14 protein-coding genes are annotated in these 14,442 nt (G+C 73.8%); all 14 read left to right on the forward strand.

The genetic code is table 11. The features are described 5' to 3' along the window. Window position 1 precedes the first annotated feature (1 nt). The 14 genes from OOT42_RS09750 to OOT42_RS09815 all read left to right on the forward strand — a co-directional run bounded on the left by OOT42_RS09750 (window position 2) and on the right by OOT42_RS09815 (window position 14,356). Window positions 2-1,864 (forward strand): hypothetical protein, encoded by a 1,863-nt coding sequence (locus tag OOT42_RS09750; protein WP_273654657.1) that lies wholly within the window; start codon window positions 2-4, stop codon window positions 1,862-1,864. A 211-nt stretch (window positions 1,865-2,075) separates the two neighbouring features. Next, window positions 2,076-3,854, forward strand: a complete 1,779-nt coding sequence (locus OOT42_RS09755; protein ID WP_273654658.1) for a prepilin-type N-terminal cleavage/methylation domain-containing protein — start codon at window positions 2,076-2,078, stop codon at window positions 3,852-3,854. Continuing rightward, window positions 3,847-4,548 (forward strand): type II secretion system protein, encoded by a 702-nt coding sequence (locus OOT42_RS09760; RefSeq protein ID WP_273654659.1) that lies wholly within the window; start codon window positions 3,847-3,849, stop codon window positions 4,546-4,548. Before OOT42_RS09755 ends, OOT42_RS09760 begins: the two co-directional genes overlap by 8 nt. 20 nt (window positions 4,549-4,568) lie before the next feature. Next, a complete protein-coding gene (locus OOT42_RS09765) occupies window positions 4,569-6,170 on the forward strand; it encodes a hypothetical protein (protein WP_273654660.1) in 1,602 nt (533 codons plus the stop codon). Then, complete coding sequence (locus OOT42_RS09770; RefSeq protein ID WP_273654661.1) at window positions 6,167-6,952, forward strand: prepilin peptidase; 786 nt, start codon at window positions 6,167-6,169, stop codon at window positions 6,950-6,952. Before OOT42_RS09765 ends, OOT42_RS09770 begins: the two co-directional genes overlap by 4 nt. A gap of 100 nt (window positions 6,953-7,052) precedes the next feature. Further along, complete coding sequence (gene pilM, locus OOT42_RS09775) at window positions 7,053-8,117, forward strand: type IV pilus assembly protein PilM (RefSeq protein WP_273654662.1); 1,065 nt, start codon at window positions 7,053-7,055, stop codon at window positions 8,115-8,117. After that, window positions 8,114-8,812 carry a fimbrial assembly protein gene (locus OOT42_RS09780; RefSeq protein ID WP_273654663.1) on the forward strand — a complete coding sequence of 233 codons (699 nt, stop codon included), beginning with the start codon at window positions 8,114-8,116 and terminating at the stop codon, window positions 8,810-8,812. Before pilM ends, OOT42_RS09780 begins: the two co-directional genes overlap by 4 nt. A 1-nt stretch (window position 8,813) precedes the next feature. Beyond that, complete coding sequence (locus OOT42_RS09785; RefSeq protein WP_273654664.1) at window positions 8,814-9,632, forward strand: hypothetical protein; 819 nt, start codon at window positions 8,814-8,816, stop codon at window positions 9,630-9,632. 81 nt (window positions 9,633-9,713) lie between these two features. Continuing rightward, window positions 9,714-10,904, forward strand: a complete 1,191-nt coding sequence (gene aroC / locus OOT42_RS09790; protein ID WP_273654665.1) for a chorismate synthase — start codon at window positions 9,714-9,716, stop codon at window positions 10,902-10,904. Further along, window positions 10,901-11,482 carry a shikimate kinase gene (locus OOT42_RS09795; protein WP_273654666.1) on the forward strand — a complete coding sequence of 194 codons (582 nt, stop codon included), beginning with the start codon at window positions 10,901-10,903 and terminating at the stop codon, window positions 11,480-11,482. The genes aroC and OOT42_RS09795 overlap by 4 nt, the downstream gene beginning before the upstream one ends. Next, a complete protein-coding gene (aroB, locus tag OOT42_RS09800) occupies window positions 11,479-12,597 on the forward strand; it encodes a 3-dehydroquinate synthase (protein WP_273654667.1) in 1,119 nt (372 codons plus the stop codon). The genes OOT42_RS09795 and aroB overlap by 4 nt, the downstream gene beginning before the upstream one ends. Before the next feature lie 59 nt (window positions 12,598-12,656). Further along, the gene (locus OOT42_RS09805) at window positions 12,657-13,097 is read left to right on the forward strand and encodes a type II 3-dehydroquinate dehydratase (RefSeq protein ID WP_273654668.1); all 441 of its coding nucleotides are present in this window, start codon (window positions 12,657-12,659) and stop codon (window positions 13,095-13,097) included. Between the two features lie 64 nt (window positions 13,098-13,161). Continuing rightward, window positions 13,162-13,797 carry a hypothetical protein gene (locus OOT42_RS09810; protein ID WP_273654669.1) on the forward strand — a complete coding sequence of 212 codons (636 nt, stop codon included), beginning with the start codon at window positions 13,162-13,164 and terminating at the stop codon, window positions 13,795-13,797. 16 nt (window positions 13,798-13,813) lie between these two features. Then, complete coding sequence (locus tag OOT42_RS09815) at window positions 13,814-14,356, forward strand: hypothetical protein (protein WP_273654670.1); 543 nt, start codon at window positions 13,814-13,816, stop codon at window positions 14,354-14,356. Window positions 14,357-14,442 lie beyond the last annotated feature (86 nt).

Here is a 14,442-nt window from a genome sequence, read left to right on the forward strand (position 1 = left end):
CATGGCCCGGTGGCTCCGGGACCGCGGTGACGAGGGCGCGGCGCTCGTGTTCGTCGTCGTGTCCATGATGGTGCTGGCGTCGCTCGCGATGACCGCGCTCGCGTACACGTTGTCCAGCCAGCAGTTCGCGCGGTACGACCAGGACGTCACCGCGGCGATGTCGGCCGCGCAGTCCGGGATCGACGACTTCATCTCGCACCTCAACCGCGACGACGGCTACTACCTCGGCATCGACTGCGCGAACGACGCGCTCCGCGGCCCCGCCGTCGCCGGCAACACGTGCGGGTGGTCGGGCGCGACGGCCGTCGGTTGGTCGCCCGTCGTCCCGGGGGCGACCGACCCCAAGGCCGGCTACTTCCACTACTCGTTCGACGCGAGCCGCGCCGGCACCGAGGGCACGATCACGGTGACGTCGACGGGCAAGGTCAACGGCGAGTACCGGACCGTCGAGGCCGCGGTCGGCAAGGGCGGCTCGACGGACTACGTCTACTACACCGACTTCGAGTCGGCCGACCCCTCCAACGTGCAGGCGTACTCCTCGACGCCCCACGCGGCGTGCGGCGGCACCGGCTACGACAACGCGCAGTACTGGTGGGAGGGGCGCAACACCCGCAGCTGCCAGGAGATCACCTTCGTCTCGGGCGACACCCTCGTCGGCTCCGTGTTCTCCAACGACTCGGTGCTCGCCGACGGCCCGACCTTCACCGACGGCTTCACGACCGCCAACCCCGAGTGCCGCGACGTCACGGCGTCGACGCCGAGCTCGGGCTGGCGCAAGTGCCTGCGCCGGGCGAACGACGGCTCGTACAGCACCGCGAACTTCAACGGCGTCCGTCCGCAGTACTCGACGGCGCTCTACCTCGACGACACGTCGGCCGCGTTCGCGTCGCACCCGGGCTGCCACTACTACGGCTCCACGCGCATCAAGTTCAACGCCGACGGCACCATGACCGTCTGGAACAAGACGGCCAACAACGGCGGCCAGGTCCCGACGGCGATCGCGTCCCCGACGGCCGGTGCGCCCACGTGCGGCACGCTCAGTGCGCTCGACTCGTCCAGCGGCGCCGTCGTGCCCGTCCCGGACAACATGGTCGTGTACGCCGCGGGCGACACCACGGGCCTCACGCGGTCCCGGTGCGACGCGGGCCAGCTCGGCGGTCCGTCCGGCCAGACGCTGCCGCTCGGCACGTACACGAAGGCGCTGGCGGCCTCCGCCCCGGCCAACGGGTCGTCGACGTACACGTACGACACGACGATGCGCGAGAGCACCAAGTACTGCCAGGAGGGGAACCTCTACGTCGAGGGCATCGTGCGCGGGCGCGTGACGCTCGCGTCCGAGCAGTCGGTCGTCGTGACCGGTGACCTCGTGCTCGCCGGCGGCCTCAACGGCTCCGACATGCTCGGTCTCGTGGCGACCAACGCGGTCGAGGTCTTCCACCCGTGGATCGCCACCGTGGGCGCCTCGTGCTCCTGGTGGTCGTGCACGTGGAACTCGAACGCCACGACCAGCAACAGCACGAGCGGCACGACGGCCTGGCCGCGCCACTACGCCGACCCGACCGGCGCGACGTCGGTGGGCGGCGTGCAGATCATGGGCTCCATCCAGACGCTGCAGCACTCGTTCTACGTCCAGCAGTACAACGTCGGCGCTGCCCAGGGCCTCCTGCAGGTGAACGGCTCGATCGCCCAGCGGTGGCGCGGCATCGTCGGTACCGGCAACGGCACCACGGGCTACTTCAAGAACTACGTCTACGACACGCGCCTCAAGTACTCGGCGCCGCCGTACTTCCCGCGCTGGGTCAACGCCCAGTGGTCGCAGCGCTACTTCGGGGAGGTCAAGACGCCCGCTGCGCTGCGCGGGTGAACGTCGGACCCGTTTGCTCCCGCTCCCTCCCGATCGTCCGCCGTCCGCGCGTGAGAGTTGCGTGAGAGTCGACTCTCACCCGGCCCCCGCGCTCATGTCGACACCGTGTCGTGTCGATGTCGGGCGTGGGGGAACGCGGGCACGCCACCTCGTGCCCGCCTCCGGCAAGAGCCTACGGGAGGTTGGCATGCCAGACCCCACGAGGTGCGCCGTGCGCGGCGACGCCGTTCGCGGGGACGATGGGTTCACGCTCATCGAGCTCGTGGTCGCGATGGTCGTCATCACGGGGGTGCTGGTCACGCTCATCGCGGTGCAGACCTCGGCGCTCGTCACCACGACGCACGCGCGCCAGCGCACCCAGGCGACCGCGGTGGCCAACCAGACGATGGAGCAGCTGCGGGCCCTGCCGTGGCTGGTCCTGAGCAACGGCCTGCACACCAGCTTCCTGTCCGCGGCCGGCGGGGACCCGAACGTGTCCGGCGGCCGGCTGCGGCCCGTCGCGAGCCCCGGCGTGGACGACGTCCTCGTCACGTCGAGCTCGCAGGCCACCGACAAGGCGCCGCTGTCGGGCCCCGGCGGGACCAACAAGGTCGTGACGACCGACCCGCAGCTGCCGGGCGTCACGTTCACCTCGCGCGCCTACGTCTCGCGCTCCGCGTCGACGGCCGACGGCGTCGTCTCGCTCACGGTCGTCACGTCGTGGGTCGTGAACCAGCGCGACACCACCGGCTCGGTCGTCGTCCGGTCCGAGGCGTACGCGCCCGCGGGCGGGTGCGGCGACGCCGGGAACCAGCCGTTCCTGGGTGCGTGCCAGGCGCTGCTGTCGGCGAGCGCCGGCGCGACCGGCTGGACGACGACGCTCAGCCCGGCGTCCCCGGTCACCGACCCGTCCGCGCCGGTCACGCCCGCGCCCGCCGGCGCGACGCTGCTGCCCGGCTCCCCGTACTCGATCGCGACCGTCTCGGCGGGCCAGGCGGGCGTCGGCGTGTCGTCGCAGCAGGCCAGCACGGTCGACGCGTCGATCCTGCACGCGGGCGTGACGCTCGCGACCCCGGACGTCACCGCGGCCGCCGTGACCTCCGGGCTGTCGAAGATCACCAACGCGGCGTCGAACGACGTCGGCTCGACCGGTGCGGCGCCGCCCAACCCGGCCGACGTGTCGTCGCTCGGGTCGTCGTCGAGCGGCACCCTCAGCTCCGGCGCCACGGTCCTCACGCTCAGCGGACCGTCCGGCACGAGCGGCGTCGCGAAGGCGTCGACCGTCGCGTCGTGCTCCGGCGGCGTCCCCGCGGGCCAGCCGTGCGGCGCGTCGACGACGTCGGGCGGGTCGTCCGGCTCGGTCGGGCTCTCCGTGGCCGGCACCGCCTTCGGTGTCGCGTCGGTCGCCGGCGGCGGCACCGCGACGACGTCCGCGGCCCGGTTCACGTCCGCGGTCGGCACGGCGACCACCGGCTGCACGATCCTCAGCGGTCCCGGCTGCATCGCCGCCGGGACGACCCGGTCCGTCGGCGCGGCGGTGTTCGGCACGGGTCCCTGGGCGGCCGGCGCCGCCCCGAACGGGCTGGTCCGCGTCACCGGGTACAGCGACGCGGCCCGGGTCGAGCGCGGGCTGTCCCAGCGGACCACCGCAGCCACCACGAGCCGGACCGCGGGCCTCGTCTACTGGAACGGCACCGGCTACACGACCCTGACCGTCGACCGGCTGACGTCGCAGACGATCGTCGTGCCCGCGACGTCCTGGTCCGGGCCCGGGGGAGCGGTCACCGCGACCGCGACCGTCACCGTCACGCCCGCCATGTCGATCGCGTCCAACCCCGACCCGACCGCGTGCTCGGGGGAGGGCTGCACCATCGACGCCGACACGGGCTCGATCACCGTGGCGGTCACGTGGACCGTCACCGACGGCGGCGTGGCCTCGGCGTTCACCGCCGCCACCGTGCTCGGCGGCACGCGCGCGAGCGCCGCGTTCAAGGCGGCCCCGAGTGCGTGACGCGACGGCGTGGGTGCGCCGCCGTCTGGACGTGGCGCGGGACGAGCGTGAGCGCGGGTGGACGCTCATCGAGCTCATCGTCGCGATGTCCCTCTTCATCGGGCTGCTCACGATCGCCTTCGCGGTGCTCGTGACGATCAGCTTCCAGACGAAGGACAACCTCGCGCGGACCCGCACCGTCGACGACGCGCGGCTCGGTCTCATGCAGATCGACCGTCAGGTGCGGTCGGGCAACGTGATCTCGGACCCCGCGCTCGAGACGCCGACCGGCTCGGGCGTCCCGACGTACTACTCGCTGCGCGTCTACACCCAGACCGACGGCGTGTACCAGTGCGTGCAGTGGCGCGTCCGGGTCCCGTCCGGGTCGGACCGCGGCGTGCTCGAGTACCGCTCGTGGAAGCCCAGCTGGCAGTCCACCGGCGGCGTCGAGCCGTGGCGCGTCGTCGCGCGGAACATCGTCACGCCGACCGGCGCCGTCGTGCCGGCCGACTCGAGCACGTGGCCGCCGTTCTTCGTCGAGGCCTCCGACGCCGAGGCGTCGAGCCAGGCGCAGACGATCCGCGTCACGCTCCGCGTCAAGGACCCGGAGCAGCGCGAGCAGTCGAAGCCCGTCGCGCTCACGTCCGTGCTGACCGGCCGCAACACCATCTACGGCTACCCCGCGGACAGCTGCGCCGCGATCCCGAACCCGTGAACGCCCCCCGAGGAGCCCGCATGCTCACCCGCCTTCGTCACCGGATCGGCACGCAGGAGCCCGAGGAGGGCAGCGCCCTCGTCGCGGCCGTCGGCGTCGCCCTGGTCGGGGTCGTGCTCGCGGCGGTCGTCGTCGCGAACGCGGTCGCCGTGACCAACGACTCGGGCCAGGACCGCGCGCGCACCAGCGAGGTGCACAGCGCGGAGGGCGGGGTCGACGCGGTGTACGCGGAGCTCGAGGAGGGCACGCCGTGCACCTGGCCCGCGGCGGGCACGCACGCGAGCGGGTCCGCGCCGAGCGCGACCGCGGTGCGCGCGACCGTGCAGTACTTCGACAAGAACGGCGTCGCGCTGACCTGCACCAACGGCGCCGTCGCCGGGGACGCGGCGCAGGCCGTCATCACGTCGACGTCGAGCGCGACGACCGCGGGCCGCACGACCGAGCGCACGGTGCAGTCCAAGGTGAACCTCACGCCGACCTCGGTCCCGGGCCGCGGCGCCGCGATCTTCGCGGCGAACCAGATCATGACGACCAACGGCTTCACCCTCGAGACGTCGCTGCCCGACACCGCCGTCGACATCTGGGTCGACACCGGCAACGTCAACTGCAACTCGAACGTGAAGATCGACGGCAACCTCATCGTCGTCAACGGCACGACCGACATCTCCGGCGGCTGCCGCATCACGCAGAACCTGTGGAGCAAGAAGAAGCTCACGGTCCACACGGTGCAGAGCGCGGGACTCACGACCGTCGGCCAGGACACGTTCGCCGCGGCGGACGCGACCCTCGCGGGCGGCTCGAAGTACGGTCGCGACCTGGTCGTCGCCGGCGCCCTGACCTCGTGGGGCGCGGGCCCGAGCGTCGCCGGCTCGACCCGGACGGGCGTCGGCGCGGGCGGCGTGCCGCAGTACGTGAAGGTCGGCCTGCCCGAGGTCAACTACCGGCCGGCCGACTGGACCGGGTTCGCCAACACCGGCAACCGCGCGCAGGCGTACAAGGACTGGGTCACGCAGAACGCCGTCGCGAACAACGCGCCGACGTGGTCGGAGGCCTACAAGCCCGCCGGCAACAAGTGCACGCTCGCGGGGGAGAGCTACGGCCTCAACGGCCCGCTCCTCGGCCCGACCGTGCCGACCGTGTTCGACACCCGGTTCTGCACCCAGACGATGTTCCAGGGCAACCTCAACATCAAGCTGCGCGCCGACATGGTGATCTTCGCGAACGACTTCTACGCGACGGGCAACTTCCAGATCACGTCGGCGGACGGTGCGCAGCACCAGGCGTGGATCATCGTGCCCGACCCCGACACGACGCCGAACGGCATCGCCGAGTGCGGCAAGACGGTCTCCGGCAACACGTCGAAGAACATCAAGTTCGACTCGGGGAGCCTCGCTGTCGCACCGATCACGTTCTTCGGCTACACGCCGTGCACGCTCGAGACGAACAACACCATGACGTTCTACGGGCAGCTGTACGGTGGCAACGTGGTGCTGCGGAACTCGATGACCATGCGGTACGTGCCCATCGGCATCCCGGGCGTCGAGTTCCCGAGCACCAACCCGACGGCCTCCTCGGGCTTCCGGGTCGACGTCGTCTACAAGCGCGAGGTCGCCTCGCCGTGACGCCGCTCCTCGTCGTCGGCGCGCTGCTCGTCGGGCTGGCCGTCGGCTCGTTCCTCAACGTCGTCATCTGGCGCGTCCCGCGCGGCGAGTCCGTCGTGCACCCGCCCAGCGCGTGCCCGCGCTGCGGCCGGGCGATCCGCCCGTACGACAACGTGCCCGTCGTGTCGTGGCTCGTCCTGCGGGGCCGGTGCCGCGACTGCGGCGAGCCGATCGCGGTCCGGTACCCGCTCGTCGAGGCGGGCACGGGCGTGCTGTTCGCCCTCGCGGCGTGGTGGACCGGGCCGTCGTGGTTCCTGCCGGCGCTGCTGTACCTGCTCGCGATCTCCGTCGCGCTCGCGCTCATCGACATCGACACCCGGCGCCTGCCGGACGCGATCGTGAAGCCCGCCTACCCGGTGTCCCTCGCGCTGCTCGCGCTCGCGTCGGCGAACCCCGGCGGCGAGGCCGACTGGGCCGCGCTGCTGCGCGCCGCCGTCGGCGGCGCCGCGATGTTCGTGGCCTACCTGCTCATGGTCCTGGCGTACCCGCGCGGCATGGGGTGGGGCGACGTCAAGCTCGCCGGTGTCATGGGCCTGTACCTCGGCTGGGTCGGCTGGGGCGCGCTGCTGATCGGCTGGTTCGCGGCGTTCGTGCTCGGCGGCGTCTTCGGCCTGGCGCTGATCGTCGTGCGGCGCGCGGGCCGCAAGTCGAGCATCCCGTTCGGCCCGTGGCTGCTGCTCGGCACGCTCGTCGGCATCGTCGCCGGCGAGGCCGTGTGGGGCGCCTACCTCGGCGCCCTCTGACCACACCGCACCGGCTTCGACGCGTCCGTCCTGTTCGCTCAAGTCCGTGCGCGGATCGCCCGATGAGACGGGTGACTCCTCACCACTGGGAAGGACACTCGTGGCAACCACACGTGTCATCGGGCTGGACATCGGCTCCTCGAGCGTCCGGGCCGCCGAGCTCGAGTTCGGCAGCGGCGGCCCGACGGGCAAGACACCTCCGACGCTCGTGCGCCTCGGCCAGGTCCCGCTGCCCATCGGGGCCGTGCGGGACGGCGAGGTCGTGCAGCCCGAGACGGTCGCGTCCGCGCTCCGCCAGCTCTGGGCGCAGGCGAAGTTCGAGTCCAAGGACGTCGTCATCGGCGTCGGCAACCAGCGCGTCATCGTCCGCGAGCTCGACCTGCCGTGGATGCCCCTCGCGCAGCTGAAGGCGTCGCTGCCCTACCAGGTGGGCGACTCGCTGCCGATGTCGACCGACGACGCGCTCCTCGACTACTACCCGACGGCCGAGTTCGACGGCCCGCAGGGGCGCAGCGTCCAGGGCATGCTCGTCGCCGCGCAGCGGGACACCGTCAACGCCAACGTCATGGCGGTCGAGAGCGCGGGCCTGCGACCCCGCATGGTCGACCTCAACGCGTTCGCGCTCGTCCGGGCGCTCACGCGTGGCGAGCTCGCCGGCGCGACGGCCGCGTTCGTCGACATCGGCGCGTCCATCACCACGGTCGTCATCTCGTCGCACGGGACCCCGCGGCTCGTCCGCTCGCTGCCGTCCGGCGGCCACAACGTCACCGCCGCGGTCGCGAGCGCCCTCGGCGTCCCGCTGCCCGAGGCCGAGGCCATCAAGCGCGAGGTCGGGATCGGCTTCGCGGTCGGCCCCGACCGGACGTCGGCGTCCGAGGCGGTCAGCGCGGTCGTCCGCGCGCTCGTCGAGTCGGTCCGCAACACGTTCGTCTACTACGCCGGCAACAACGCCGGCGCGCCGATCGACGTCGTCGTCCTCACCGGCGGCGGCTCGCACCTGCCGGGCCTGGGCCAGTACCTGTCGAGCGCCAGCCGGCTCCCCGTCACCCTCGGTGACCCGCTCGCCGGGCTGCGGTCCGCGAAGACCGTGCAGCGCGAGGCGCTGAACGGGCACGAGAGCGTCGTCGCCCTCCCCGTCGGTCTCGCGTACGGAGTCGCCGCATGAGCACGCTCCTCGTCAAGCCCCGTGCCACCAAGAGCGGTGGCACCACCCTCGGCGCAACGCTCCCGCAGGTCAACCTGCTGCCGCCCGAGGTCCGCGTCGCCCGCGGGCTGCGCACCACCAAGCGGTGGCTCGGGATCAGCCTGGTGCTCGTCGTCGTGGCGTGCGTCGGCGTCTACGGCATGTCGCTGCTGTCCGCCGCGTCCGCGGCGGGCGAGCTCGTCGAGGCGCAGGACGAGACGCTGCGCCTGCAGAACGAGCAGGCGAAGTACGCCGAGGTCCCGCAGGTGCTCGGGGCGCTCGAGCGCACCGAGCAGGGCATCACGTTCGGCATGAGCACGGACGTCGAGTGGAAGCCCTACGTCGACGCGGTCGCGGCGGTCCTGCCGCCCAACGTCAGCATCGACTCGCTCATGCTCACGTTCGCGACGCCCATGACGGCGGCCGCCCCCGCGAGCGACCCGCTGCAGACGGCGGGCGTGGGGCAGATCCAGTTCACGGTGCGCAGCGCCCAGATGCCCGACACGGCCGCGTGGGTCGACGCGCTGAACTCGGTGCCGGGCTTCGCCGACAGCTGGGTCTCGTCGGCGACGGTCACCGAGGACGAGGGCGGCGCGTACTTCACGGTCGCCGGCACGGTGCAGGTGCTCGACACGGCGCTCTCGCACAAGTTCGACACGTTCGGCGAGGAGGGCTGACATGGGCGGCGCGAAGAAGAGCACCTGGATCGGTGGCACGGTCTTCGTCGGCGTGGTCCTCGCGGCGGCCGCGTGGTTCCTGCTGATCTCCCCGACGTTCGCCGCGGCCGCGGAGGTCCGGGCCGCGGCCGAGGACACGCGCGCGCAGAACGAGATCCTGTCGTTGCAGGTCGTCAAGCTGAAGGCGGACTTCGAGAAGCTCCCGGAGTACCGCGCGGAGCTCGAGCAGCTGCGCGTGCAGGTGCCCACCGACGCCCGCCTGGCCGACTGGATGCGCCAGCTGGACCAGATCGCGACGGCGCACGGCGTGGTCGTCACGGCCCTCACGCCGTCGGCCCCGCAGGCGGTCGTGCCCGCCGAGGCGGTCGCCCCGGCCGCGCCGCCCGCGACGGACGGCACGGCCACCGACGGCACGGCCACGGACGGCGCCGCGACGGACGGCACGGCCACCGCCGACGGCACCGGTGTCCCGGCGCCGGTCGTCAGCACCGTGCCCGACGGCATGGTCGCGATCCCGATCTCGGTCACCGTCCTCGGCCCGTACGACGGGACGGTCGCGTTCCTGCACGACCTGCAGCGCACGATGCCGCAGCTCTTCCTGGTGTCCGGCTTCACGGGCACCGCGCAGGACGAGGCCGCCGCGAGCGGCGGGAAGCCGGCGACGCACGTCGGCGACCAGGAGCTGATCGTCACGGGCTACACGTACGTGCTGCCCGACCTGTTCGCGACGCCCGCGCCGGTCGACCCGGCGGCTCCGGCCCCGACCCTGCCGGGTGCGATCCCCGGCAAGAACCCGGTGGTCCCGATCCCCGGTCGCTGACCCGACCCGCGAAGGGCCAGGTCCTGCCCACTCGGCGGACCTGGCCCTTCGCCGTGCCCCCCGAGTGAGAGGATGCCGCCCATGCTGCGTTGGTTGACGTCCGGTGAGTCCCACGGCCCGGCGCTCGTCGGGATCCTCGAGGGAGTCCCGGCGGACGTCGAGGTGCGCTCGTCCGACATCCAGGAGGCGCTCGCGCGCCGTCGGCTCGGGTACGGGCGCGGCGCCCGGATGAAGTTCGAGCAGGACGAGGTGCGGCTGCTGGGCGGCGTGCGCCACGGGCGCACCCAGGGCGGGCCGGTGGCGATCGAGATCGGCAACACCGAGTGGCCCAAGTGGGTCGACGTGATGTCGTCGGACCCGGTCGACGACCCCGAGGTGCTGAACCGCGCCCGCAACGCGCCGCTCACGCGCCCGCGCCCCGGCCACGCGGACCTCGTCGGGATGCGCAAGTACGGCTTCGACGACGCGCGTCCCGTGCTCGAGCGCGCGAGCGCCCGCGAGACGGCGACGCGCGTCGCGCTGGGGACGGTCGCGGCCCGGCTGCTCGACCAGGCCGCCGGCGTGCGGCTGGTCTCGCACGTCGTGGGCATCGGGCCGGTCGCGACGCCCGAGGACGCGGCGCTCCCCACGCCCGACGACGTCGCGGCGCTCGACGCCGACCCGGTGCGCTGCTTCGACGCCTCGACGTCGGCCGCGATGGTCGCCGAGATCGACCAGTGCCACAAGGACGGCGACACGCTCGGCGGCGTCGTCGAGGTGCTCGTCTACGGCCTGCCGTCGGGGCTCGGCTCCTACGTGCACGCGGACCGGCGTCTCGACGCGCGCCTCGCGGGCGCGCTCATGGGCATCCAGGCCATCAAGGGCGTGGAGGTCGGCGACGGCTTCCGCACGGCCGCCCGCCGGGGGTCCGCGGCGCACGACGAGATCGAGCGCGACGCGTCGGGGCGGATCGTGCGGCGCACGAACCGCGCGGGCGGCGTCGAGGGCGGCATGACGAACGGGGAGATCCTGCGGGTCCGGGCCGCCATGAAGCCGATCTCGACCGTGCCGCGCGCGCTCGCCACGGTCGACACCGCGACGGGCGAGGCCGCGAAGGCGCAGCACCAGCGCTCCGACGTGTGCGCGGTTCCGCCGGCGGCCGTGGTGGCCGAGGCGATGGTCGCGCTCGTCGTCGCGGACGCGCTGCTGGAGAAGACGGGTGGCGACTCCGTGGCGGAGGTGCGGCGCAACCTCGACGCCTACGTCGCCTCGATCCCGTCGCTGCTCTCGTGACGCAGGCGGCGGGCGCGGGCCCGCGCGTCGTCCTCGTCGGTCCGCCCGGCTCGGGCAAGTCCACCGTCGCGCACGCGCTCGGCGAGCGGTGGCAGCTGGCGGTGCGGGACACGGACGCGGACGTCGAGCGGACGGCGGGCAAGCCGATCGCCGAGATCTTCGTCGACGACGGCGAGCCGCACTTCCGCGCGCTGGAGCGGGACGCGGTGGCCGCGGCCCTCGGCGACCACGACGGGGTGCTGGCGCTCGGCGGCGGTGCCGTGCTGCACGCCGACACCCGGGCGGCACTGGCGGCGTACCGGGCGCGGGGCGGTGCGGTCGTGTTCCTCGACGTGACGCTCGCGCACGCGGCGCCGAGGGTCGGGTTCAACCAGTCGCGGCCGCTGCTGCTCGGCAACCCGCGGGCGCGCTGGCAGGCGCTCATGGAGGAGCGGCGGCCGGTGTACGAGGAGGTCGCGACGCTGCGCGTGCTGACCGACGGCCTGCGGCCGGCGGACGTCGCGGTCGCGGTGGAGGACGGCCTGACGGCCCTGCGGGTGGGCGACGGCCCCGCCGCTGTCACGGAGGAGGAGCGATGAGCACGACGGTCCGGGTGGCGGGGGAGCAGCCCTACGACGTGGTGATCGGGCGGCACCTGCTGGGCGAGCTGTCGGGGCTCCTGGGTGAGGGCGTGCGCCGCGTGCTCGTCGTGCACCCGGCGGCGCTCGCGACGTCGGCCGAGGCGGTCCGCGAGGACCTGCTGGCGCACGGGTACGAGGCGTTCGCGGCCGAGGTGCCGGACGCGGAGGCCGCGAAGACGGCACAGGTCGCGGCGTTCCTCTGGGGCGTCCTGGGCCAGGCGGACTTCACGCGCTCGGACGCGGTGGTCGCCCTCGGCGGCGGCGCGACGACGGACCTCGGCGGTTTCGTCGCGGCGACGTGGCTGCGCGGCATCACGGTCGTCCAGGTCCCGACGACGCTGCTCGCGATGGTCGACGCGGCCGTCGGCGGGAAGACGGGCATCAACACCGCCGAGGGCAAGAACCTCGTCGGGGCGTTCCACCCGCCGGCGGGCGTGCTGTGCGACCTCGCGGCGCTCGAGTCGCTCCCGCCGCACGACTTCGTCGCGGGCCTCGCCGAGGTCGTCAAGTGCGGCTTCATCGCGGACCCGCGGATCCTCGAGCTCGTCGAGCAGAACGTCGACCTGCTGCGCGACCCGGTCGCGGCGGCGTCGTCGCCCGTGCTCGCGGAGCTGGTCGAGCGCGCGGTCGCGGTGAAGGCGCGCGTCGTGGGCGAGGACCTCAAGGAGTCGGACCTGCGCGAGATCCTCAACTACGGGCACACGTTCGGGCACGCGGTGGAGCAGGTCGAGCGCTTCCAGTGGCGGCACGGTGCCGCGGTGTCGGTCGGCATGGTGTTCGCGGCGGAGCTCGCCCGGCTCGCGGGCCGGCTCTCGGACGAGGTGGTCGAGCGGCACCGGTCGGTGCTCACGTCGCTGGGGCTGCCGGTCGCGTACCGCGGGGACCGCTGGGAGCGGCTGCTGGCCGCGATGCGCCGGGACAAGAAGACGCGCGGGGATGTGCTGCGGTTCGTCGTCCTGGAGGACGTCGGACGCCCGACGCGGCTGGAGGGACCCGACCCGACGCTGCTCGCCGCCGCGTACGCCGAGGTCAGCGAGGGCGCCGCGGCGCCGTCGCGCGCGGTGTCGCTGTGACGCGTCCGCGGGCTGGTGCACGGCGCGTCGCGCACCGGCGTGTCGCCTAGGCTGGGGCGATGACGCGCGCGCTGGTGCTCAACGGTCCCAACCTCGCTCGGCTGGGCTCGCGGGAGCCGGACGTGTACGGCTCGGCGTCGCTCGACGACCTCGCGGCGTCCGTCGAGAAGTGGTGCGTGGACCTCGGCATCGACGCCGACGTGCGGCAGACCGACGACGAGTCGCAGCTGGTCGGCTGGCTGCACGAGGCCGTGGACACGCGCGCGCACGTCGTCCTCAACCCGGCTGCGTTCACGCACTACTCGTACGCGCTGCGCGACGCGGCGGCGCAGGTGACGTCGGCGGGCCTGGTCCTGGTCGAGGTGCACATCACCAACCCGTACGCGCGTGAGGCGTTCCGGCACACGTCGGTCGTCGGAGCCGTGTCGACGGGGACGGTCGCCGGGTTCGGGTTCGACTCGTACCGGCTGGCGCTGACCGCGGTCGCGCTGCGGGTCTGACCCGCCCGGGTGGCGACAAGTTCCCCGCCTTGTAGTGGCAGCAACAAGCGTGCAGACTTGTCGCATGTTCGTCCTCACGATCGACCAGCGGGGGAGCCGTCGCCACGGCGACCGTGTCGAGCAGCTCCTCGCCGACCTCGCCTCGCACCACGCGCGCGCGGGCAGCACGCCGCTGCGCGGCTTCGAGCGCACCGTCGGCGACGAGGTGCAGGGCGTCTACGAGGACGCGGACGCCGCGGTCGACGTCGCGCTGCACGTGCTCCGGCTCGGCGGCTGGACGGTCGGCATCGGCGCCGGTCCCGTCGACGAGCCCCTGCCGGACTCGCCACGCGCGGGCAGCGGGTCCGCGTTCGTGCTCGCCCGCACCGCGGTCGAGGCCGCGAAGAGCCGCAGCCGCACCGTCCCGCTCGCGGTCCGCGGCCGCGACGACGGGGCTGGCCGCGACGCCGAGGCGGTCCTCGTCCTCGTCGCGGCCGTCGCCGCCCGCCGGTCGGAGGCGGGCTGGGTCGTCGCCGACGCGATGAGCGTCGAGGCGCCCCGGCAGGAGGACCTCGCCGAGCGTCTCGGCGTCTCGCAGCAGGCGGTCAGCCAGCGGCTGCGCGCCGCGCTGTGGGCCGAGGAGCGCGCCGCCCGCCCCGCCGCCGCGCGGCTGCTGGCCTGGGCGCAGGGAGTGGGGGAGGATCGTCCGGCTCGTCCCTGACGTCCTCGGAGGTCCCATGCCCGCACCGCTCGTCGCGGTCGTCGTCGTCGCCGCGCTCGCGCTGTCCGCCGCGGGCGGGTGGCCGGTCGTCTCGCTCGTGCTGCGGCTCGCGTCGCGCTCGCGCGACGCCGGCCGGCCGGGGCACGCGGGCGCGCACGTGCTGTCCGCCGAGACCGCGCCGGCCACGGCGGGCGCCCCCGCCGGTGCGGCGGGCGGCCCCGCCAGCGCCGCGCCGCAGACCGCCGAGGCCCAGGCCGCCTCGACCGGGCCCCACCCGTCGCCGCTCGCGGTGTCCGACGGCCCCCAGGGCGAGGGCGCGCAGGCCGTGCTGCGCGGCGGGACGTGGGTCGGGATCCTCGAACGGCTCGCGGTCACCGGGTGCTTCCTCGTGGGCGAGGCCGGCGGGATCGCCGTCGTCGTCGCGGTCAAGGGCCTGGGTCGCTACCCCGAGCTGCGCGAGAACCCGGGGGCGTCGGAGCGGTTCGTCATCGGCACGCTCGCCTCGCTGCTGTGGTCGGCGGCGGTCGGGTTCGGCGCCGCGTGGCTCCTCACGCTCTGATCGGGCCCGCCGCGCGCACCGGTGCCGCGACGGGCCGGGACGTGCGCGCACGGTAGGATGGTCGGCGGTCTGCGGCCTGCCCGGGG

The organism is Cellulomonas fimi (assembly GCF_028583725.1).
Lineage (GTDB): Bacteria > Actinomycetota > Actinomycetes > Actinomycetales > Cellulomonadaceae > Cellulomonas > Cellulomonas fimi_B.